Genomic DNA, 20,272 nt, shown 5'->3' on the forward strand with positions numbered 1-20,272 from the left:
TTGACCCGGACACAACCGGTCCCGACTTGAAGCGGTAGGAGAACAGAATGTCCGAACTCGAGACCCGTATCGCCGCCCTGCCCGACAAGTCGCTGCTGCTGCTCGACGACGACCAGGCCCTGCGCACCCGGATGGGACGGGCGCTGGAATCACGCGGCTTCGAAGTCACCACCGCCGGGTCCGTCGCCGAGGCCACCCAGCTGCTGCGCGACAAGGCCCCGGCCTTCGCCGTCCTGGACATGCGGCTGGAGGACGGAAACGGTCTGAAGGTCGTCGAGGCGGTGCGCGAACGGCGCGAGGACGCCCGCATCGTCATGCTGACCGGATACGGCGCCATCGCCACCGCCGTGGCGGCGGTCAAGGCCGGGGCGGTCGACTATCTGTCCAAGCCCGCCGACGCCGACGACGTGGTCAAGGCCCTGCTGGCCACGGCTGACGAGGCGCCCGAGCCGCCCGACAATCCGATGAGCGCCGACCGGGTGCGCTGGGAACATATCCAGCGCGTCTACGAGCTGTGCGACCACAATGTCTCGGAGACCGCGCGTCGCCTGGGCATGCACCGCCGCACCCTGCAGCGCATCCTGGCCAAGCGCGCCCCGCGCTGAAGCCGTCTAGCCGGTCTTGCTGAGCAGCCGGCCCAGACGGGCCAGCTGCGGCTTGACCATCGGCATCGTCAGCATGGTGGAGCCCACGGCCATCAGCAGCAGGGCGGTGAAAGTCTCGTTGGTGATGATCTGCTTGTCCAACAGGATGTTGGCGAAGATGATCATGATTAGGGCCTTGGTCTGAAGCAGCCACCCGATGATCGAGGCCTCGCCCTTCTCCCACTTCAGGATACGGCCGGCCATATGCACCCCGGCCAGCTTGCCCGCCACCGAGGCTACCAGCAGCACTCCCGCCGCCGCGAACACCGCCACGCCGCCGACGTCCCACTGGGTCCGCAGCCCGGTCGACAGGAAGAAGACCGGCATGACCGCCAGCAGGATGTGGTTGCGGAACAGGTCCATCCTGGCCTGGTCGAACCAGCGGTGATCCAGCACCGCCCCGGCCAGAAACGCCCCCACCATGAAGTGCAGACCCGACCAGTCGCCGGCGAAACCGCAGGCGGCCAGCCAGATCAGGGCGACGTACCAGCGGTCCGACTCGGGCAGACGCTTCATCAGCCATCGCACCGCCCAGGCCGCCACGGCGAAGCCGACCAGAAACCCGACCTGACGCCCGACCCGTTCCCAGTCCAGCAGGATCAGGGCCAGCACCCCCCAGATCGCCACATCGTCCAGGCTGGCGTAGCGCAGGATACGCTGGCCGATCGGCTGACGCAGGATCTCGAGCTTTTCCATGAACAGGATCAGGATGGGCAGGGCGGTGACGGCGCAGGCCATGCCGATCCCCAGCACCACCTGCCAGGTGCGCCCCTCCGGGCCGGTCCACCCTGGAAACTGCAGCATGCCGAGCGCCGCCAGTGAGCCAAGGGCCAGGGGCGCGATCAGGGCCAGGCCCGAGGTGACCGCCGTCTCGCCGCGCTTCGCCCACGCCTGATGCAGATCCAACTCGAGACCGGCGATGAAGACGAAGATCATCACCGCCCACCAGGCGACGCCGTTCAGCGCCGTGATCACCTGAGGATTGAACACTGTCGCATAATAGGCCGGGAACACCGCCCCCAGCACGCCCGGCCCCAGAAGGATGCCGCCGATGATCTGCACCACCACCAGGGGCGCATAATGATCGGTCTTCAGCCCGCGCCAGACCAGATAGGGCAGGCTGAAGATGATCAGCATGGCGATCAGATACAGCTCGGTCGTGTTCATCACATGCGGCATCACACCCCTCCCAAGGCGACGCTTCGCCCCCTGCGCCGCCCCGCCTTGGCCGGCGGATGTCACGCACACGAGACGCCCTGGCGGGCGAAACTTGGAGCGGGCGATGGGAATCGAACCCACGACATTCAGCTTGGGAAGCTGACGTTCTACCTCTGAACTACGCCCGCGCGAGGTCTTCCTTAGACGCAGGTCTGGCGCGGCTCAAGGCGGCGGGGCAAGGTCTTCTCAGGGGGAGGATCCGAAATGCGCAGAGGAAACGACGGAGGCGGCCTGGGCGGCCTCGGCTTCGGCTGTCTTGCGGCCGCGATTCTGGCGGCGGCGATCGCGGCGGCGCTGTGGGTGATCTTCGCCTGGGGCGTCAATCAGGCTTGAGCGCCGCCGCCTTTCAAAACTATTCGACGCTTTCGACGGCGACGCCGCGCGACTTCAGGATCGACTGGACGCTGTCGTCGCCGGTCAGGTGGGCGGCGCCCACGGCGATGAAGGCAGTGCCGGAACCCTGGAGCTGGGTCTGGATCTGGTCAGCCCAGTCAGTGTTCCGATCGACCAGCAGCACCTTGTACAGTTCCGGGGCGTCGGTCTTCATCTCCTCGACGACGATCTTGTCCAGGGCTTTAACGTCGCCCTTGGCCCAGGCCTCGACCATGGAATCGAGCCGGACCACCGCCTGATCATAGTCCTTCAACGTCTCGCGCAGGAGCTCCAGCTGGACGTCGTCAGGCAAGGTGGCCAGCATGCCGATCTGTTCCTCGATCGTTTCCAGACCATGCACGGGCTTGCCCGCCGCGATGGCGCGCGCCTTCAGGGCCTGCTCGACGCCGGACTGGGGATCATAGCCGGCCTTCAGCAGGGGGGCGACCGACAGGGTCAGACCGACCAGCCAGGGCTTCATCGGCTCCATCTGTGCGGCGGTGAGACCGATGGTCTGGGCGGCGACGTCCAGTTGGGCCACTTCCTCGGCCGTCAGACGGCTGGACAGCGGGGTCTGGGGCGACATGCCGTATTGCTGCACCAGGGGAATGACGGCCGCCTGGTCGTCGGGATTGCTGATTTCGAACCAGATGTCCGAAGCGCTTTCGAAGGCGGCCTGGACGCGTGGGCTGTTCCAGCCGGTGGTCGGGCGCAGCACATGGACCGTGCCGAACAGATACAGGGTCGAGTCCGCATCCTTGACCACCCACAGGGCCGGTCCCTGGCCCTGAATGGCGGGCGCCGCGGCGGCGGCTGGAGCCGGGGCGGCCTGGGTCTGGGGCTGGGCCAGGGCCTGGGCCGGAGCGCCGGCGATGGCGAAGACCAGGGCCAGGCCGGCGGCGACGCCGACGACGCCCTGGGTGAGGGTGGAAACGGAAGACTTGAGGCGTTTGGAAAGGGTCATGATTGTTTCCTCGGTTGAAAAGATGTGGAAATGTTGGGGTTTAGGCGAGCCCACGACGGGCGGACACGACGGCGGAGACGAACAGGTAGAGGGTCATCAGGACGGCGTAGACGTCCCAGGTGGTGAGCGGCGGCAGCAGGCTGAGCCGCTCGGCTGCCGCCCACAGGAACAGCAGCCCCTGTCCCAGGAAGAAGGTCGCGGTGGCGGCCTCCAGGGTGGTGCGGCGTAGCAGTTCATCGACGCCGCGCCACATCCTGATGTTCAGCACCGTATGAAGGGCGAACAGCAGAATGATCAGGCCCATCGCCAGGCCGCCGGCCAGTCCCGCCAGAGCGAAGGCCAGGGGCAGCAGCAGGATGAAGCCGGAGAAGCCAAGGACCGCGGCCTGGAAGCGGGCCTGGCCGACCTCCTCGGGCGAGGCGGGCTCTTCCAGATGATACATCCGGGCCAGACGACGCGGGTCCAGACTGATGACCATGACCGCACCGGCGCCGATCATCAGGGCGATGCCGGTCAAGGCCGCCAGGGCGTCTGACCATCGCAGGTTCAGGCCTTCGAGAGCGTCCGGCCCGATCAGCTGGGGCAGGACCGTTCGGCCGAAGACATAGCCGGCGGCGCCCATGACCGCGCCGAAGCCGAAAGCGACCAGCAGACGACGCGGCGGGCGCGAATTTTTCCGGGATGAAACAGTCATCCGTTGTTCTCCTCTTCCGAGAAAATGGATTCGATCGGTTGTTCGAAGATACGGGCGATCTTGAAGGCCAGCGGCAGGGATGGGTCGTAGCGGCCGGTCTCCAGCGCATTGACGGTCTGACGCGACACGCCCAGCAGTTCGGCGAGATGGGCCTGGGACCAGTCGCGTTCGGCCCGCAACACCTTGAGGCGGTTGTTCATGGTTCAGCCCTCAACGGCGTTGCAGCCACCAGACAGCCCAGGCGACGCCATAACCTGTCAGCATGACGACGATCAGTCCGCCGGCGCCGAGGGCGGCGTAGGCCACAGGATCGGTCCGACCGTAAAACCAGGCCGGCAAGCTCCAGGTCGCCGTCTGCGGCAGTACGGCGATCAGCCAAAGCGGGAGGGCAAGGACCAGCGCGCCGGACCCGCCCCAGAACCAGGCGGCCTTGTGCGCCTCGCGCGCCGCCTCGTCGATCGAACGCATCCAGTAGACGCTGGTCCACAGCGACACGACGGCCAGGGCCACGCCGCCAACACCCAGGCCGATCACGCCATAGTCGGCGATGCGGGCGGCCAACTCGGGCTTTTCAGCAGAGAAATGCTCAATGACGGCCCCGGTTACCCCCGCCGTGAGACCGGCCACGAAACCAGCCCCCAACATCCAGAGCAACAAACGCACAACCTTGGGCGACATGACAGGCCTCCTTGTCCTTATGACAAGGTCACTTTACGTCATAGCGCATAGATGTCAAGCGACCTTTCCACTTCGACAAGGAGGCTTGCTATTCGCCCGGCGCAGTGGGGTTCGACGCCAACAATTCCGGGCGGTTAAGGGCGCGCGGGCTGACCTCCACCGGCGTCAGCTCAGGCAAGGCCTTGCCCTCGTGGTCCACCTGCAGATCCTCGAACCGGCGGGCGGACACCATGACCTGGCTCTCCAGCGAGCCGACGAACTGGTTGTACTTGCCGACCGCCTGATCCAGCGCCCGCCCCACCGCCGAGGCATGGCCGCCCATGACCGACAGCCGCTTGTAGAGTTCGCGTCCCAGGGCCGCGACCTTGTCGGCGTTGGCCGCCTGTTCCTCGGCCCGCCAGCCGTAGGCGACGGCCTTGCACAGGGCGAACAGGGTGGAGGGGGTGGCGATGACGACCCGCGATTCCATCGCGTCGGATAACAGGTCCGGCGCATGGTCCAGGGCGGTGGCCAGGAAACTGTCGCCCGGCACGAACAGGACGACGAAATCGGGGCTGGGCTTGAACTGGTCCTGATAGGCCTTGGACGACAGCTGGCGCACATGGGTCTTCAGGCTGGCGGCGATGCGCAGGCCGACCGAACGGGCGCGCGCCTCCTCGTCGCCCTCCTCGTCGTCAAAGGCCAGGGGCACCTTGGCGTCGATCACGAACAGGCCGCCGCCCGGCAAGCGCACCAGAAAGTCGGGCCGGTTCTGACGCCCCTCGTCGTCGGCGCTGGAGGTCTGTTCGGTGAAGTCGAACCGGCCGGCCATGCCCGCGGCCTCCAGCACATTGCGGCAGGTCTGTTCGCCCCAGCGGCCGCGCCGGCCGGTGTTGCCGCGCAGGGCCTCGGTCAGTTTGCGCGCCTCGTCCCGCGTCGCCGAGGACGCGACCATCAGGGCCGCCAGTTGCTCGCGCAGCCCCCCGGTCTCCTCAGCCCGGGTCTTCTCCAGCGCCGCCACATGCTCCTGAAACTTCGTCAGGGTGTCGGCCACCGGCTTCAGCTGGGCCGCCATCCGCTCGCGCGCCAACTGGTCCTGGGCGCGGAAGGTCTCGGTCGCGCGACTGACCATCTGATCCGCCACCACCTGGGCCGACTGGGCCGCCTGGGCCTTCAGCAGCTCGCCCATCGTGACCCGGCTCTCCTCAACCAGATCGATCCGCGCCAGGGCCGCCGACAGCGCCCCCTGCGCCCTCTGCCACCCCATGAAGGCCCAAAGGAACCCGCCGCCCAGGGCGGCGGCGAGGACGGCGAGGATCAGCGCGAGCATGTTCATGCTCCGTTCCTAGCGGGAGTCGCCCTCCCGGAAAAGCCGATCCGCGACCGGCCTTCCGGTAAGGGCTTTAACGGTCCGCCCCCGAGGCCGCGTTGCGGGATGCGATCAGGGCCGAAACGTCGATGCCGGAGCCGACGACGCAGGTTTCCGCATCCAGCGGGCAGACGCCCAGGGTGCGTTCGACCTCGCGCAGGCGGACCACCTCGGGGTTGGACCGGATCGATTCCGCCAGCAGCCGGTTCGCCTCGGCCTGACCGCGCGCCTGGGCGATGCGGGCCTCGGCGTTGGCGCGTTCCAGATTGACCCGTTCCAGGGCCGCACGCGTGTTCTGCTCGGCCGTGGTGCGCGACTGGATGGCGGTGACGACGCTCTCGGGGTAGCGGATCGACCCGACCCACTCCATCCGGATGATGTCCAAGCCTTGCGGCGCCCACTCGCGTTGCAGGGCCTGCATCGCCTTTTGAAGCACGATCTGGCGCCCCGGACCGATCAGCTGGCCAGGGCAGTCCTCGGCGTCCTGGGTGCCGACGGGGACGATGGGGGCGCCGGGGACCGCCACGGGCGCGACGACCGGGACGCTCGACTGCTGGGCGTTACAGGCCACGGGCAGTTTTTCGGTCTCGCGGGCGATGGCGGCGCGCACCGAGGTGCGCAGCGGGCCGTCGATGAAGGCGTCGAACTCCTGGCGCCAGGTGGCGTAGAGGTCGGCCGCCCGATCCTCGCGCACCTTGAAGGTCAGGGCCACGTCGGCGGTCATGGGCAGACCCAGAACGTCGGAGAACATGATCTCCTCGTTCTCGCGCCCGTCGGCGTTCGGCTCGCGCGTGTAGGAATAGGTGCGTTGCAGGGTCTGATAGGTGCGGATCTTCTCGCCGATCCCCTCCCAGTGGAAGCCCGGACCCAATTCGTCACGTTGCACGCCGGGGTTCGGCCCGAACTTGGTGGTCTTGATCCCCATATAGCCGCTCTCGACCGTGACGCTGCACGACGAGACGCTGATCGAGGCGACCACGATCAGCCCCAGTATGCCGCCGATCATCACCAGGGTGCGGCCCACCGAGCCGCCGCCACGAAACGACGGCGGCTTGATCCCGCCCATTCCGGTTCCAAAAGTCATTGGTCTCCCCCCGAGACTCCCAGGGCGCGAGACGCCCAGGCGAACAGTCGCCACGCCGCCCCGCACAGGGCCAGAATACCGGCGATCCCTACCACCGAGGCGGTGATCAGACTGCCGGCGAAATGCGCTTCCAAAATCAGGGGCACGGCGAACCGGACCAGGAAGATGAACCCGATCACCAGGGCGGCGATTCCCGCCGCAGCGCCCAGCGCCACCTTCACCTCGCGCCCCATTTCGCCTCCCACGAACAGCTGAAGACCACCACAGCGCGTTTCGGGACCGGGATCAATCCCGGCGGATCGTCACGCCGGCCGGCGCGCCCGCATGGCCTGGACGATGGTGCCGTCGTCCAGCCAGTCCAGTTCGCCGCCCACCGGCACGCCGCGCGCCAGGGAGGTGACCTGAACCTCGGGGCCGGAGATGCGCTCGGCGACATAATGGGCGGTGGTCTGGCCATCGACGGTGGCGGGCAGGGCCAGGACGACCTCGCGCACGGCCCCGCCCCCCTCGTTCTGGTGTCTGACCCGCCCGACCAGTTCGGCGATGCGCAGATGTTCGGGGCCGACCCCGTCCAGGGCCGACAGCAGGCCGCCCAGCACGTGATATTTGCCGCGGAAGGCGCCGGACCGCTCCATGGCCCACAGGGCGCCGGCCTCCTCGACCACGCAGATCAGGCCGTTGTCGCGCGATCCGTCCGAACAGATGGCGCAGGGGTCGCGCGTGTCGGGCGCGCCGCAGACCGAGCAGGACACCACCTTCTCCGCCGTCTCGGCCAGGGACGCGGCCAGCGGCACAAGCAACTGCTCGCGCCGCTTTAGCAGGGCCAGGGCCGCGCGCCGGGCCGAGCGCGGACCCAGGCCCGGAAGCTTGGCGAGAAGGGAGATCAGCCGTTCGATCTCCGGCCCGGCGGAAGCGGCCATCAGAACAGTTTCGGCATTCCGGGAATATTCATCCCGGCCATGGGGCCTGCGGCTTCGCGCATCAGGGCGTTATTGACCTCGTCCAGCTTGCGCTTGGCGTCGGCATGAGCCGCCACGATCAGATCGGCCAGGATTTCGCCCTCGCCGGGCGACAACAGGCTGTCGTCGATCTTGATCGCGGTGATCTCGCCCGCGCCCTTCAGCGCCACGGTCACCAGCCCGCCGCCCGAGGAGCCCTCGGCGGAAGTTTCGGCCATCTTCGCCTGGGCGTCCTGCAGCTTTTGCTGCATCGCCTGGGCCTGCTGCATTAATTGGGTCAGGTCTTTCATGCCCCCTAGATAAGACGAAGCCGGGCGGTGCGACAGGGGTGTTTCGCCACATCCCGTTTCTCACCACGCCCGGACCAGCGCGCGATCGGAAACGATGGATTGCGATATCTGCACTTGCAACAGTTGCTGAAGTGACTAAATCTGTACCTGCACTTGTTGCCTATCGTAATCAGGACGCCTCCCATGGCCTATGATGCTGTCACCCAACGCGACGCCCCGCTGTCGGACGCCGCTCTGTCGCAACTCTTCACCGAGGCGCGCACCCGCAACGCCTGGAGCGACCGCCCGGTCGCGCCGGAACTGCTGCGCAAACTGTACGACCTCACCAAGTTCGGCCCCACGGCGGTCAACAACAGCCCCGCCCGGTTCGTCTTCGTCACCTCGCCCGAGGCCAAGGCGCGCCTGATCCCGCTGATGAGCGAAGGCAACCGCGCCAAGACCCAGCAGGCGCCGGTGAACCTGATCATCGGCCAGGACATCGACTTCCACGAGCATCTGGACGCCCTGTTCCCGCATGCGCCGGGGGCCAAGGCCTGGTTCGCCGACGAGGCCGGACGCCGCGAGAGCGCCTTCCGCAACGCCTCGCTTCAAGGCGGATATCTGACCATCGCCGCCCGCGCCCTGGGCCTGGACGTGGGCCCCATGTCCGGTTTTGACGCCGCCGCCGTAAAGGCCGAGTTCTTCCCCGACAGCAATGTCGAACCGAACTACATCCTCAACCTGGGTTACGGCACGGACGAAAACCTGTTCCCGCGCTCGCCGCGCCTGGCGTTCGACCAGGCCGCGACCATTCTCTGAGGTCGTACGCCCCACCAAGGAAAAAGGGGCGGCCTTCGCAGGCCGCCCCTTTTTGATTTCCAGAATTCCTGCACCTCAAACTCGTCATCCTCGCCCTCGTGGCGAGTATCCATACTCCCGGTGACCGACGTCAGAGACCGAGAGTATGGATCCTAGGGACAAGCCCTAGGATGACGACAAGGGAATGCGATCAGCTGTTCGGCGGCGCCGCACTGGTCGCAGCGGGCGGGGCCGCTGGAGTCTGCTGGATCGTAGGGGCTTCTCCGACCACCGGGGTTTCACCGGTCGCCTCGGTCGCAGGCGCGCCCTCGGCAAGCGGCGCTTCTCCTTCGGCCGGAGCCGCTGCGCCGGGCTGGCGGGCCGGATCGGGCGCAGGGATGGCGAAGCCGCCCGAGCCCTGGTTCCGCAGCCAGGCGATCAGATTGATCCGGGTCTGGGTGTCGCGAATACCGGCGAAGGACATCTTGGTGCCGGGCACATAGCGGGCGGGGGCGGTGATGAATTTGTCCAGCTCGTCATAGCCCCAGGTCGGCGCCTCGGCCTTGTGCTTGGTCATGGCGTCCGAATAGGCGAAGCCCGCGCTGTGCAGGACCGGTCCGCCCACCACCCCGAACAAGTTCGGACCGATGCCGTTGGCCCCGCCCTGCGCCGCGTTATGGCAGGCCTGGCAGCGCGCGAAGGCGGCCTCGCCGGCGGCCAGATCGGCGGCGGGCAGGACCGTGCCCCAGTCGGGCGGCAACTCAGCCTCTTCAGCGCCGGCGGCCTCGTCCGGCGCGTCGACGAAATAGCCCATCTTTTCCGGCGGCTCGGAATGATAGATCAGGCCCGACGCCTGTTGCACGACCAGGATGACGAACGCCGTCCCCAGGGCCGCACCGAAAATCTTGTTCCATTTCAGATCGCCGCTCATGCGCGTCGTCTCATCCCGTCCCAGAGGTTTCCCAACTTCGCCGTCTTACGCAGCGAAGCCTTCCTTGCCTGTTCACGTCTGGCACGGTAGCGCGGGGTTCGCAACCGGCGCAAACGTTCCAAGAGCGGCGGCTGATCCAGGCAGGCTTCGACTAGACTCATGAATCCGTTGATATTGATACCCGCTCGCATGGCGGCGACCCGTCTGCCGAACAAGCCGCTGGCCGATATCGGCGGCAAGCCCATGATCGTGCGGGCCTATCAGCAGGCCGAAGCCTCGGGCCTGCCGGTCGCCGTCGCCGCCGGCGATCCCGAGATCGTCGCCGCCATAGAGGCCATCGGCGGCCGGGCCATTCTGACCGATCCCGACCTGCCGTCGGGCTCGGACCGGATCCGCGCCGCCGTGGACGCCATCGACCCGCAAGGCGATTTCGACGCCGTGATCAACGTCCAGGGCGACATGCCCTTCGCCGATCCGGGCCTGGCCACGGCCTGCGCCGCCATTCTGCACGGCGAACCGACCTGCGACATCGCCACCCTGGTCGCCGCCGAGGCCGATCTGTCGGACCGCGCCAATCCCGACGTGGTCAAGGCGGTCCTGGCCTTGGGGGAGGACGAACGCCAGGCCCGCGCCCTCTATTTCACCCGTTCGACCCTGTACGGCGATGCGCCCATCTGGCGGCACATCGGCGTCTATGGCTATCGCCGCGCGGCCCTGAACCGCTTCTGCGCCGCGCGCCAGTCGCCGCTGGAGAAGCGCGAGAAGCTGGAACAGCTGCGGGCGCTGGAGATGGGGATGCAGATCTGGGCCGCCGTCATCGACCAAGCCCCCCTGTCCGTCGACAATCCCGCCGACCTGGAGGCGGCGCGGGCGCTGGCGTAACGAATCTCCCTCCCCTTCATGGGGAGGGACGGCGAAGCGTAAGCGCAGCCCGGGTGGGGTGGTTCGGACTCGCTCGCGCCCTTTCGGGCCCCACCCCGATCGCTGCGCGATCGTCCCTCCCCATACAGGGGAGGGAGATTAGGCTTCCTCCGCCCACGCCTTGATCAGGCTGTGGGCGATGGCGAAAGACGGCGGAGCCTGGATGGTCGGGTGGTCGCCCGCCAACACCGCCCTCGCCTCAGCCCGCGTCAGCCAGGCCACCGATTCCAGCTCGGTCTGATCGGGCCGGGCCTGGTCATCCGACACCTCGGCGATCAGGCCGATCATCAGTTGCGACGGGAAGGGCCAGGGCTGGCTGGAGTGATAGACGGCGTCGACCACGGTCAGCCCCGCCTCTTCCTTGACCTCGCGGGCGCAGGCCTCCTCGATCGACTCGCCGGGCTCCAGGAAGCCGGCCAGGGCCGACATCCGCCCCGCTGGCCAGGCCGCCTGACGACCCAGCAGGCAAAGGGGCTCGGCCCCGCCCTTGTAGACCGGCAGCATGATGGTGACCGGATCGACGCGCGGGAAATGTTCGGTCCCGCAGGCCGGGCAACGCCGTTTCCACCCGCCCGAGGTCGTCTCGCTCAGCGTGCCGCAGTTGGCGCAGAAGCCGTGTTTGCGTCGCCAGTCGAACAGGCTCTTGGCCCCGCCCGCCATGGCCGCATCCTGGGCCGGCAGAATGGCCGCGGCGCCGCGCATCTCATGAAAGACGCCAAGGCCGCCCAGCGGCCCGTCGGTCGGGTCGATGGAGCCCTCGAACTCGATGGCGAAGACCGGGGCGTCCTTCCACAAACCCAGAAAGACGTCGCGGTCCGGCACGATGTCGCGCGCATGTTTCAGCGACAGCCAGGCCAGGCGCGGCCCGTCGGCCGTTTCCTCGACCAGGGGCCGTCCCTCCCACAGCACCAGGGCCTGGGCCTCGGGGTTCGCCTCCTGCGCAGCCAGCCATTCGGGATCGTTGCGCAGGTCGCCGGCGCGGTCGAGCGGATTGCCGGCGAAGATATTCTGATGAGCCATGCGGCCTTGTAACCCTTGATTCCGTCCGCTGCACCCGTCATATCCCCTCTCGGAGATCGCGCGGGCGAAGGTTTCGCCAATCTGGTCAGGGCCGGAAGGCAGCAGCCACAACGAATTCCCCTTCGGGTCGCGCGGTCTCTACCTCATCACATTTTTATGGCGCTACACTCGCGACGCGGTCGCTCGCGGCTTGAGCGCGGCTTTTTGCGCTATCGCTCGCCGCGCGACGGCTCGCGGCTTGAGCGCGTTTGCGCGTATCGCTTGCTGTCTGGGGCGTCTGACGCCGCACCATCTGAGCAGTGTTCCTCGACGAGACGCTTGGTTTATAAGACGCCGACATTTGACCGAGGGGCGGCATGAGAATTTGGGGTTTGATTGCGGCAGGACTGATGCTGTGTATTGGCGGCGTCAAGCAGGCGGGCGCGTCCGATCTGAGCCCTGCTTGCCAGACAGCTGGACAAGCGATTCATGAGGCTGGCTTCGTCTCAATCGGCGGCATCGAGCAATGGGTGGTCGTCGATGGCGCGGACTGCCGCAACCCGGTCGTGGTGATCGTGCACGGCGGACCGGGCAATCCCAACACGCCCTTCGCCCGCAATATCTTCGCCGACTGGGAAAACGACTTCACCATCGTTCAATGGGACCAGCGGGGCTCGGGCAAGACCTATGGCGCCAACCGGCCCGAAGAGGACGAACCCCTGACCCTGCAAGCGCTCACGGCGGACGGGGTCGAGGTGACGCGTTATGCGATTCAGCGCTTCGGCAAGCGCAAGGTCATCCTGATGGGCGGATCCTGGGGCTCGGCCCTGGCGACCCATATGGCGATGGCGGCGCCGGACCTGTTCCACGCCTATGTGGGAACCGGCCAGTTGGTGAACTATCAGGACGATCTGAAGGTCGGCTATGCGCGCACCCTTGCCCTGGCGGCGGCCGCCAGCGACAGCGAGGCCATGGCCAGGCTAGAGGCCTTGGGCGCGCCGCCGTGGACTAATCCGCGTGCATTCGGAGTTCTGCGGCGAATATCGCGCAAATACGAAGCCCTGGTCAGCGAACCGCCGCCGGCTGGCTGGTTCACCTTTGGCCCGGGGTACGACACGCCCGCCTACGAGGCCGACTATACGGCGGGTGAGGACTACTCCTTCTTCGCCTTCGTCGGTCCCGCCAATAATGGCATGGGCCCAGGGATCGACCTGCGCGCGCTAGGAATGGATTTCGCCATGCCTGTCTACATGCTGCAGGGTGAGGAGGATTTGGTCACGCCGACACAGGTCTCCCGCGCCTATTTCGATGAACTTTCCGCCCCGCAGAAGACTTTTGTATCGTTGGCTCGAACGGGACACGACCCGAATCGCATAATGATCGATGCGCAATACGAGGCCTTGATAAGGGCGCGCACAGACGCCGTAACGACGGACATGCGCTGAGTAAAACGGCTTCGCCACGGCGGCTGCTGGCTGTAAGACTTCGCCCATGACGGACAACGACCCGAATCTCGACGGCCCGCCCTGGGAAGAGGACGACGTCGTCGCGCGCGACGAGAACACCGACGACATGTTCGGCGCACCTACGCCGGCGCCTGAGCCGGTTGCGGCGCCTGTCGCCGCCAAGCCTGCCCCTGCCCCCGCCCCTGCCGAAGTCGAAGCCCATGTCGATGACGGGTCCGCCTATCAGGTGCTGGCGCGCAAATACCGGCCGCGCACCTTCGAGGATCTGATCGGCCAGGAGGCGATGGTCCGTACACTGACCAACGCCTTCTCGACCGGCCGGATCGCCCACGCCTTCATGCTGACCGGGGTTCGCGGGGTCGGCAAGACGACCACCGCCCGCCTGCTGGCCCGCGCCCTGAACAACGAGACGGAGACCATAGACCGCCCGTCCCTGACCCTGACCGCTCACGGCCGGCACGACGCAGCCATCATGGCCGGCCAGCATATGGACGTGATGGAGATGGACGCCGCCTCCCACACCGGCGTCAACGACATCCGCGACATCCTGGAGAGCGTCCGCTACGCCCCCGTCGAGGCCCGCTACAAGGTCTATGTGCTGGACGAGGTCCACATGCTGTCGACGCAGGCGTTCAACGCCCTGCTGAAGACGCTGGAAGAGCCGCCGCCCCACGCCAAATTCATCTTCGCCACCACCGAGATCCGCAAGGTGCCGGTGACGATCCTGAGCCGCTGCCAGAGATTCGACCTGCGCCGGGTCGAGCCCGAGATCCTGATCGATCACCTGGGCCGGATCGCCGAACGCGAGGGGATGAAGATCGAGCAGGACGCCCTGGCCTTGATTTCTCGCGCCGCCGAAGGCTCGGTGCGCGACGGCCTGTCCCTGCTGGATCAGGCCCTGGTCCAGGCCGAGCGCGGTCAGATGGTCAAGACCGAGACCGTCCGCGACATGCTGGGCCTGGCGGACCGCAGCCAGACCATCGCCCTGTTCGAGAGCGTCATGGCCGGCCGCACGCCGGAGGCGCTGGAGAATTTCCGCACCCTGTACGGCTTCGGCGCCGATCCGGTGCAGGTGACCAACGACCTGCTGGAACACTGCCACGCCGCCTCGGTCGCCAAGATGCTGGGCCCCAATGCGACCCGCCTGCCCAATGACCAGGCGCAGAAACTGGCCGCCCTGGGCGCCGCCATCCCCGCCGCCACCCTGTCGCGCACCTGGCAGATGCTGCTGAAGGCCCTGGACGAGGTGAGACGCGCCCCCAATCCGGCCGACGCCGTGGAAATGGCCATCGTCCGCCTGGCCTACGCCGCCGACCTGCCGGGACCGGAGGAGGCGTTGAAGCGGCTTCAGTCGGGCGAACCCTTTGGCGGCGGTTCGGCCCCGCGCGGCGGAGGCTCTGGTGGAGGCGGCGGCGCCTCGGCTCAGTTGGCCGCCCGCCCCGTCATGGCCCCCGCCCTGCCCGATCCGCAGAGCTTCGAACAGGTGGTCGCCCTGATCGGCGAGAAACGCGAAGTCGGCTTGCAGATGGACGTCGAACGGTTCGTCAAACCCGTCTCGTTCAAGCCCGGCGCCATCGTCTATGAAAGCGTTGAAGGCGCGCCGGTTGAACTGGCCCGGCGCCTGGCCGGCCGACTGCGGGAATGGACCGGCCGCACCTGGCTGATCGCCGCCAACGGCCAGGGGGGCGGCGAGACCCTGATCGAACGCCAGAAGAAGGAGCGCGCCGCCGAGCGCGAGAAGGTTGAGGCCGACCCCTTCATCAAGGCGGTGCTGCTGGCCTTCCCCGGCGCCAAGCTGGGCGAGATCAAGACCATCGCCCCCACCGTGATCACGCCGGAAATCCCGGAGCCGTCCGAGGACGACGACGAGGACTGAAAAGGCGGTTGTGCGGGAAGGCGGCGGGCGAACGGCCCGCAAACCGATCAGTAGGCGTTGACGCGCTTCAGGATCATCGGAACCGTGCGCCAGATGATCAGCAAGTCGTCGCGGAAGGTCCAGCCGGCGGCGTATTCCACATCCGCCTCGACTCTACGCGCCATACAGCTGAGCTGATGGATCTCGCCGCGCAGGCCCAGGATCTGGGCCAGGCCGGTCAGGCCAGGCCGCACGGCGAAGCGGTCCGCATAGCGCGGCAGCAGGGCGCCGTAATGATTGTCGTGCGCCAGGGCGTGGGGGCGGGGTCCGACCAGGGACATATCGCCCATGACGACGTTCAGCAGTTGCGGCAGTTCGTCCAGGCTGGTGGCGCGGATGAAGGCGCCGACGCGGGTGACGCGCTTGTCGTTCTTGCACGCGTGGGCGATCTTGTCCCCGTCCTCGGTCACCGTCATGCTGCGGAATTTGAGGATGGTGAAGACCTTGCCGTCGCGCCCCGTGCGGCGCTGGCGGAACAGCACAGGCCCACGGCTTTCCAGCACCACGGCCAAGGCGATCATCAGCAGGGCCGGCAGCAGAACCAAGACCGCCGCGCCGGCCAGGACGACATCCATGGCGCGTTTGCACGCGGCTGAACCGGGTCCGCGCTTGAATGCCGGCGACCACATCTTCTCTTGGGGTTGAGATGATGCGGAAATCGTCGGCGTCGCGGTCAGCGACGGATTGGACAAGCTGTCATACATCTCCGCCTCCTCCTTAGCCCCGCAAACTTCCCTTGGGACAGTTAAGCGATGAGTAATGTTGCATTGCAAGATAAAATGCCGTGACACCGCCCCAAGACACCATTCTGTTACCTCTTGGCAACGCGGGAAGGCGTCCTAGACGTTGTCCTTTATGTCACCCCTCGAGCGAGACCACAGCGCCGGCTTGGGAACTCGGCCGGCCGTGTCCTGGCTCCCGTGTCTTGAGCCAGCTGCGAATCCGCGACTGAATCCGATCATCGATCACGAAGTGGAAGGCGAAGGCGAAGGCGACCGCCGCCAGTACGCCGCCGCCCCACAAGCCCCACTGAACCGGCTCTGACAGGGCGAACCGGGCCACCGCGACATTGGAGATGCCGAACCAGGCGATGCGAAACACCTCGTTCGAAATGAACATCGAAAAGGAGACCATGGCTGCGGTCTCGACCCATTTCGACGGACGGCGCACGGGCACGGCCCCAGCAGCCAAAATGATGATCGAGATCATGGCCAGAGAGATCAGGGCGTTCTTGTCGAAGGCCTGGGCGACCGCCAGACCGCAGAAGGCGGCGACGCCGGCCCAGCCGGCGAAGCGGGGGGCGATCCAGACCTTCTGGGCGAACCAGGCTAGGCTCATGCCCAGGAAGAACAGCGGCAAGGCGCGAACAAAGCCATAGCCCATGGGCATCTGATAGACCGGATGGCCCAGCAGGCTCCAGCACAGCTGATTGGCGACCAGATCGGCTCCAATCCCCAAGCTAAGAGCGCCCCAGGCCCCCAACTGCGTCAGCCCGCGCAGGATCCAGGGGAAGCACAAATAGCAGCCGATCAAGGCCGAGATGGACCAGGTGGGCGCGTTCCAGCCCAAACCGCCATGCACCCCGTAGGCCTGGAGCAGAAGCAGTTGCGCCGGCAGCTGATCCCAACGGAACCACTCCGGATTACGCGGGAGGGCCCCGACGGCCGCCCCCAGCAGAACCAGGACCACCAACGACACACCCAGGATCAGATGGGCCGGAACCACCCGCAGGAACCGTTTCAGGAAGAAGTCGCCCGCCGACATCCGCCCCTGCCCCACCGCCGCGCCATAGACCCGCATCAGCACATAGCCGGAATCGATCAGGAAGAAGTTGGTCAGCAAGAACCCGCCCCGTTGGAACACGGGATGTACGGCTTCAGCCAGCGGAACCGGCCCGGCCGCTTGATAATGGTGCAGGATGATCAGGAAGGCCACGATGAAACGCAGGGCGTCCAACCAGCCGCCACGCGCGATCGGAGTTGTTTCGTTTCGGGTCGAAATCAGGGTCCAGGGCACGGAAAACGCCTCCTAAGACCCCGACCTCGCAAGAGCCGGGCCGGAAGAAGCTCAGCCGCGCACGAGGCGCAGAAATTCCTCGCGTGTGCGTGGATCGTCGCGGACCACGCCGATCAGATGACTGGTCGTCAGACTGGCGCCGGGGGCGTTGACCCCACGCAGGGTCATGCAGCTGTGCTCAGCCTCGATCACCACGCCGACGCCCTGGGGTTTCAACACGGTCTGGATGGCCTCGGCGATCTCGGCCGTCATCTTCTCCTGGATCTGCAGGCGTCGGGCGAAGCCGCGCACCACCCGCGCCAGCTTGGAGATGCCGACGACGCGGTCGGTCGGCAGATAGGCTACATGCGCCCGCCCCACGACCGGCAACATATGATGCTCGCAGAAGCTGACGAAGCGGATGTCCTTCAGCACCACCAGTTGGTCGTAGCCGCCCGTCTCCTCAAAAGTCTTTTCGAGATAGGAAAGGGGATCGGTCTCATAGCCGGAAAACAGCTCGCGATAACTGCGCGCCACCCGCGCCGGCGTCTCCAGCAAGCCCTCGCGGTCAGGATTATCGCCAGCCCATTCGATCAGGGTGCGGACAGCGGCCTCTGCGTCGGCCTGGGTCAGTCGGGCGGCGGGGGCGGTAGGGGGAGCGTCGGTCATTGCGGGCCTAATAGCGATGCGAGGCGGAGAAGGGAAAGCCTTCCGCCCCTCATTTACGCCGCCGCGAGCGATTCAGACGCGGGTCCCCAAGCCGCAATCCCGCACTTTCAACGCCCAAGACAGGAGCCGGCCGTTCAGGCCGCGCGCGCGTCCTCGCGCGAGACGGACTCCAGGGCGGCGACCTCGGTCGTCGACAGAAGGCGCACGAGGTCAATCAGCACCACGAAGCCGTCGTCACGACGTACCACGCCCGAGATATAGTCCGAGCGCCATTTGACGCCGATGTCGGGCGAGGGCTCGATCTGGTCGGCGCTGAAGACTGTGACCTCGAACACCCGGTCAGCGACCAGGCCCAGGCTCAGCATCCGGCCCTCCAGGGGAATATCCAGCACCAGGATGCGGGTGTTCAGCGTCGGCTCGACCGGCGCCATGCCCAGGCGGATCCGCAGATCCGCCGTCGGCACGCCCCGGCCCCGCACATCCGTCAGGCCTAGCAGATAGTCAGGACCGTTAGGGATGCGTGAGGGGACCTGATAGGTGAGGATCTCCCGCACCAGGCCGACCGGGGCGGCGAAGACCTCGTCGCCCAGGCCGAACGCGACATACTGGCCCTCGGTGGCCCCGGACATCAGGCGCTCTCCCGGAAGTCCATGTCCTCGACGTCCGCGCCGCCGACAGCCATGTCCAGGGCGAAACCCTTGGCGCGCGCCTGCTGGGCGTGAACATTGGGTTTGACGGCGGACGGCGACACAGGCCTCGCCGCTTTGAACGCCGCCGGGCGCGCCTGGGCCCGAACCCGAGCCCGAACCGGGGCCCGGGCAGGCGTTCCCGCCGCCTCGGTGCGGAAGAAGGCGATCGAGGTCTGCAACTCCTCGGCCTGAGCCGCCAGTTCCTCGGAGGTGGCCGACATTTCCTCGGCCGCGCCGGCGTTCTGCTGAATCACCTTGTCCAGTTGCTGGATGGCCTCGTTGATCTGGCTGGCGCCGACGTCCTGTTCGCGGCAGGCGGCGCTGATCTCGGACACCAGTTCGGCGGTCTTGCGGATGTCCGGCACCAGGCGTTGCAGCATTTCGCCGGCTTCCTGAGCCGCCTTGACCGTGTCGCCCGAGACCGCGCCGATTTCGGCGGCGGCCGTCTGGCTGCGTTCGGCCAGTTTGCGCACTTCCGAGGCGACTACGGCGAAACCCTTGCCGTGCTCCCCGGCGCGCGCGGCCTCGACCGCCGCGTTCAGGGCCAGCAGATCGGTCTGGCGGGCGATTTCCTGCACGATGCCGATCTTGGCGACAATGGTGCGCATGGCCTCAACGGCGCGATGCACGGCCTCGCCGCTGATCTCCGCATCCTTGGAGGACTGGCGCGAGATCTTCTCGGTCTGGGCGGCGTTGTCAGCGTTCTGTTTGATGTTGGCGGCCATTTCTTCCATCGAAGCCGAGGCCTGTTCGGCGGCGGCGGCCTGTTCGGTCGCGCCCTGGCTCATCTGTTCCGACGAAGACGACAGTTCCTGGCTGCCCGAGGAGACGTTGTCCGCAGCCGCCAACGCGTCGCCGACCACGCCGCGGAGGCGTTCGATCATACTGTTGAGATCGCCCAGCATGTCGCCGATCTCGTCCTTGCTGGTGATGGCCACCGTGCGGGTCAGGTCGCCCTCGGCGACGGAGCGGACGGCTTCAGACGCGCGTTGCAGACCTTTACGGACGATCAGGGTGAGACCGACGCAGCCGACGACCGCGCCGATCAGGGCGACGACGGCAGCGACGATCAGGCCGACGCGCGCCTCCTCGAACACCGCCCTGGCGCCTTCTTCGGCCTTCGCCATCATCGCCTTGTCGGTGACGACGATGCTGTGCGACGTCTCCTCGATCTTCGACAGGCTGGCGCGCGCCTCAGTCATCATCACCGCCCTGGCGCCGGCGTTGTCGCCCTCCAGCGCCAGTCGGTGGATTTCTTCGCTGATCGGCTTGTACTCCGACCAGGCGTTCCCCAGCGCGACCCACTCAGCCTTAGTGTCGCCCGATGCGGAAGCCTGGCCTTGCGCCAACAGTTCCTCCAGCACGGCTCGCCCTTGACCGACTTCGTCGGAAAACTCACGCACGGCCTCAGGATCCGTAGTCAGCAGCATGCCGCGCTCGCGTCTCACATAGCTGCTGAATTCGGTCTGCACGCTCTGAGCCCTGCTCAACTGTGCGGCCGGCCCCGCGACCACGTCATGGATCGCGGCGTGCAGCGACGACAGGTGACTGAGGGATACCCCGACCAACACGGCGATCGCCACGATCAGCAAACCAAAGGTCACGATCAACTTGGCCTTGATGGTGAAACGCATGGCCTATCTCCCCGAGCAAATAATC

General features: G+C 66.9%; 23 protein-coding genes, 1 tRNA gene and 1 other RNA gene. 7 read left to right on the forward strand and 18 right to left on the reverse strand.

Features of this window, described 5'->3' with window-relative positions; translation table 11 throughout:
* Positions 1 to 47 precede the first annotated feature (47 nt).
* Entirely contained in the window at positions 48 to 605 is a 558-nt protein-coding gene (locus ACW170_RS03225) for an ActR/PrrA/RegA family redox response regulator transcription factor (protein ID WP_492088259.1), read from the forward strand.
* Between the two features lie 6 nt (positions 606 to 611).
* Here ACW170_RS03225 and ACW170_RS03230 read toward each other — a convergent pair whose 3' ends face one another.
* Both ACW170_RS03230 and ACW170_RS03235 read right to left on the reverse strand, forming a co-directional pair.
* Positions 612 to 1,823 (reverse strand): cation:proton antiporter, encoded by a 1,212-nt coding sequence (locus ACW170_RS03230; RefSeq protein WP_492088260.1) that lies wholly within the window; start codon positions 1,821 to 1,823, stop codon positions 612 to 614.
* 92 nt (positions 1,824 to 1,915) lie between these two features.
* Positions 1,916 to 1,990, reverse strand: a tRNA-Gly gene (locus ACW170_RS03235).
* Positions 1,991 to 2,066: 76 nt separating this feature from the next.
* On the opposite strand from ACW170_RS03235, the gene ACW170_RS03240 reads away from it, so the two are divergent.
* The gene (locus ACW170_RS03240) at positions 2,067 to 2,195 is read left to right on the forward strand and encodes a hypothetical protein (RefSeq protein WP_492088261.1); all 129 of its coding nucleotides are present in this window, start codon (positions 2,067 to 2,069) and stop codon (positions 2,193 to 2,195) included.
* Between the two features lie 19 nt (positions 2,196 to 2,214).
* On the opposite strand, the gene ACW170_RS03245 is transcribed toward ACW170_RS03240, so the two are convergent.
* The 9 genes from ACW170_RS03245 to ACW170_RS03285 all read right to left on the reverse strand — a co-directional run bounded on the left by ACW170_RS03245 (position 2,215) and on the right by ACW170_RS03285 (position 8,251).
* Positions 2,215 to 3,198 carry a TraB/GumN family protein gene (locus ACW170_RS03245; RefSeq protein WP_492088262.1) on the reverse strand — a complete coding sequence of 328 codons (984 nt, stop codon included), beginning with the start codon at positions 3,196 to 3,198 and terminating at the stop codon, positions 2,215 to 2,217.
* Positions 3,199 to 3,238: 40 nt separating this feature from the next.
* Entirely contained in the window at positions 3,239 to 3,892 is a 654-nt protein-coding gene (locus ACW170_RS03250; protein WP_492088263.1) for a hypothetical protein, read from the reverse strand.
* Entirely contained in the window at positions 3,889 to 4,092 is a 204-nt protein-coding gene (locus ACW170_RS03255) for a helix-turn-helix transcriptional regulator (RefSeq protein WP_492071613.1), read from the reverse strand. Before ACW170_RS03255 ends, ACW170_RS03250 begins: the two co-directional genes overlap by 4 nt.
* Positions 4,093 to 4,102: 10 nt before the next feature.
* Positions 4,103 to 4,570: a hypothetical protein gene (locus ACW170_RS03260; RefSeq protein ID WP_492088264.1), complete on the reverse strand. Its 468-nt coding sequence runs from the start codon at positions 4,568 to 4,570 to the stop codon at positions 4,103 to 4,105.
* Positions 4,571 to 4,658: 88 nt separating this feature from the next.
* Positions 4,659 to 5,885, reverse strand: a complete 1,227-nt coding sequence (locus ACW170_RS03265) for a DNA recombination protein RmuC (RefSeq protein WP_492088265.1) — start codon at positions 5,883 to 5,885, stop codon at positions 4,659 to 4,661.
* A gap of 67 nt (positions 5,886 to 5,952) precedes the next feature.
* Positions 5,953 to 7,002 carry an SPFH domain-containing protein gene (locus tag ACW170_RS03270; RefSeq protein WP_492088266.1) on the reverse strand — a complete coding sequence of 350 codons (1,050 nt, stop codon included), beginning with the start codon at positions 7,000 to 7,002 and terminating at the stop codon, positions 5,953 to 5,955.
* Positions 6,999 to 7,235, reverse strand: coding sequence for a hypothetical protein (locus tag ACW170_RS03275; RefSeq protein WP_492088267.1), 237 nt, complete (start codon positions 7,233 to 7,235; stop codon positions 6,999 to 7,001). Before ACW170_RS03275 ends, ACW170_RS03270 begins: the two co-directional genes overlap by 4 nt.
* Before the next feature lie 69 nt (positions 7,236 to 7,304).
* Positions 7,305 to 7,922 (reverse strand): recombination mediator RecR, encoded by a 618-nt coding sequence (gene recR / locus ACW170_RS03280; protein ID WP_299172704.1) that lies wholly within the window; start codon positions 7,920 to 7,922, stop codon positions 7,305 to 7,307.
* Positions 7,922 to 8,251 carry a YbaB/EbfC family nucleoid-associated protein gene (locus ACW170_RS03285; RefSeq protein WP_008260925.1) on the reverse strand — a complete coding sequence of 110 codons (330 nt, stop codon included), beginning with the start codon at positions 8,249 to 8,251 and terminating at the stop codon, positions 7,922 to 7,924. Before ACW170_RS03285 ends, recR begins: the two co-directional genes overlap by 1 nt.
* Before the next feature lie 183 nt (positions 8,252 to 8,434).
* Between ACW170_RS03285 and ACW170_RS03290 the strand changes: the two genes are divergently transcribed.
* Positions 8,435 to 9,049: a malonic semialdehyde reductase gene (locus ACW170_RS03290; protein WP_492088268.1), complete on the forward strand. Its 615-nt coding sequence runs from the start codon at positions 8,435 to 8,437 to the stop codon at positions 9,047 to 9,049.
* A 190-nt stretch (positions 9,050 to 9,239) separates the two neighbouring features.
* On the opposite strand, the gene ACW170_RS03295 is transcribed toward ACW170_RS03290, so the two are convergent.
* Positions 9,240 to 9,959: a c-type cytochrome gene (locus ACW170_RS03295; RefSeq protein ID WP_492088269.1), complete on the reverse strand. Its 720-nt coding sequence runs from the start codon at positions 9,957 to 9,959 to the stop codon at positions 9,240 to 9,242.
* 159 nt (positions 9,960 to 10,118) lie between these two features.
* Here ACW170_RS03295 and ACW170_RS03300 point away from each other — a divergent pair, with 159 nt between their 5' ends.
* Complete coding sequence (locus ACW170_RS03300; RefSeq protein WP_492088270.1) at positions 10,119 to 10,841, forward strand: 3-deoxy-manno-octulosonate cytidylyltransferase; 723 nt, start codon at positions 10,119 to 10,121, stop codon at positions 10,839 to 10,841.
* Positions 10,842 to 10,979: 138 nt separating this feature from the next.
* Here the strand turns inward: ACW170_RS03300 and nudC are convergent, their stop codons facing one another.
* Positions 10,980 to 11,900, reverse strand: coding sequence for an NAD(+) diphosphatase (nudC, locus tag ACW170_RS03305; protein ID WP_492088271.1), 921 nt, complete (start codon positions 11,898 to 11,900; stop codon positions 10,980 to 10,982).
* Positions 11,901 to 11,949: 49 nt separating this feature from the next.
* Between nudC and ffs the strand changes: the two genes are divergently transcribed.
* From ffs to ACW170_RS03320, 3 genes are all read left to right on the forward strand, one after another.
* An RNA gene (gene ffs, locus ACW170_RS03310) (signal recognition particle sRNA small type) lies at positions 11,950 to 12,045 on the forward strand.
* Between the two features lie 211 nt (positions 12,046 to 12,256).
* The gene (locus ACW170_RS03315; protein WP_492088272.1) at positions 12,257 to 13,324 is read left to right on the forward strand and encodes an alpha/beta fold hydrolase; all 1,068 of its coding nucleotides are present in this window, start codon (positions 12,257 to 12,259) and stop codon (positions 13,322 to 13,324) included.
* A 46-nt stretch (positions 13,325 to 13,370) separates the two neighbouring features.
* Positions 13,371 to 15,221: a DNA polymerase III subunit gamma/tau gene (locus tag ACW170_RS03320; RefSeq protein WP_492088273.1), complete on the forward strand. Its 1,851-nt coding sequence runs from the start codon at positions 13,371 to 13,373 to the stop codon at positions 15,219 to 15,221.
* A gap of 47 nt (positions 15,222 to 15,268) precedes the next feature.
* Here the strand turns inward: ACW170_RS03320 and ACW170_RS03325 are convergent, their stop codons facing one another.
* The 5 genes from ACW170_RS03325 to ACW170_RS03345 all read right to left on the reverse strand — a co-directional run bounded on the left by ACW170_RS03325 (position 15,269) and on the right by ACW170_RS03345 (position 20,247).
* Positions 15,269 to 15,835 carry a sugar transferase gene (locus ACW170_RS03325; protein ID WP_492088274.1) on the reverse strand — a complete coding sequence of 189 codons (567 nt, stop codon included), beginning with the start codon at positions 15,833 to 15,835 and terminating at the stop codon, positions 15,269 to 15,271.
* A gap of 283 nt (positions 15,836 to 16,118) precedes the next feature.
* Positions 16,119 to 17,276 carry an acyltransferase family protein gene (locus ACW170_RS03330; RefSeq protein WP_492088275.1) on the reverse strand — a complete coding sequence of 386 codons (1,158 nt, stop codon included), beginning with the start codon at positions 17,274 to 17,276 and terminating at the stop codon, positions 16,119 to 16,121.
* A 51-nt stretch (positions 17,277 to 17,327) separates the two neighbouring features.
* A complete protein-coding gene (gene folE, locus ACW170_RS03335) occupies positions 17,328 to 17,924 on the reverse strand; it encodes a GTP cyclohydrolase I FolE (RefSeq protein WP_492088276.1) in 597 nt (198 codons plus the stop codon).
* 134 nt (positions 17,925 to 18,058) lie between these two features.
* A complete protein-coding gene (locus ACW170_RS03340; protein WP_492088277.1) occupies positions 18,059 to 18,553 on the reverse strand; it encodes a chemotaxis protein CheW in 495 nt (164 codons plus the stop codon).
* Positions 18,553 to 20,247 (reverse strand): methyl-accepting chemotaxis protein, encoded by a 1,695-nt coding sequence (locus ACW170_RS03345; protein ID WP_492088278.1) that lies wholly within the window; start codon positions 20,245 to 20,247, stop codon positions 18,553 to 18,555. Before ACW170_RS03345 ends, ACW170_RS03340 begins: the two co-directional genes overlap by 1 nt.
* Between the last annotated feature and the right edge of the window lie 25 nt (positions 20,248 to 20,272).

This window comes from Brevundimonas sp. FV2ps16, from assembly GCF_058681075.1.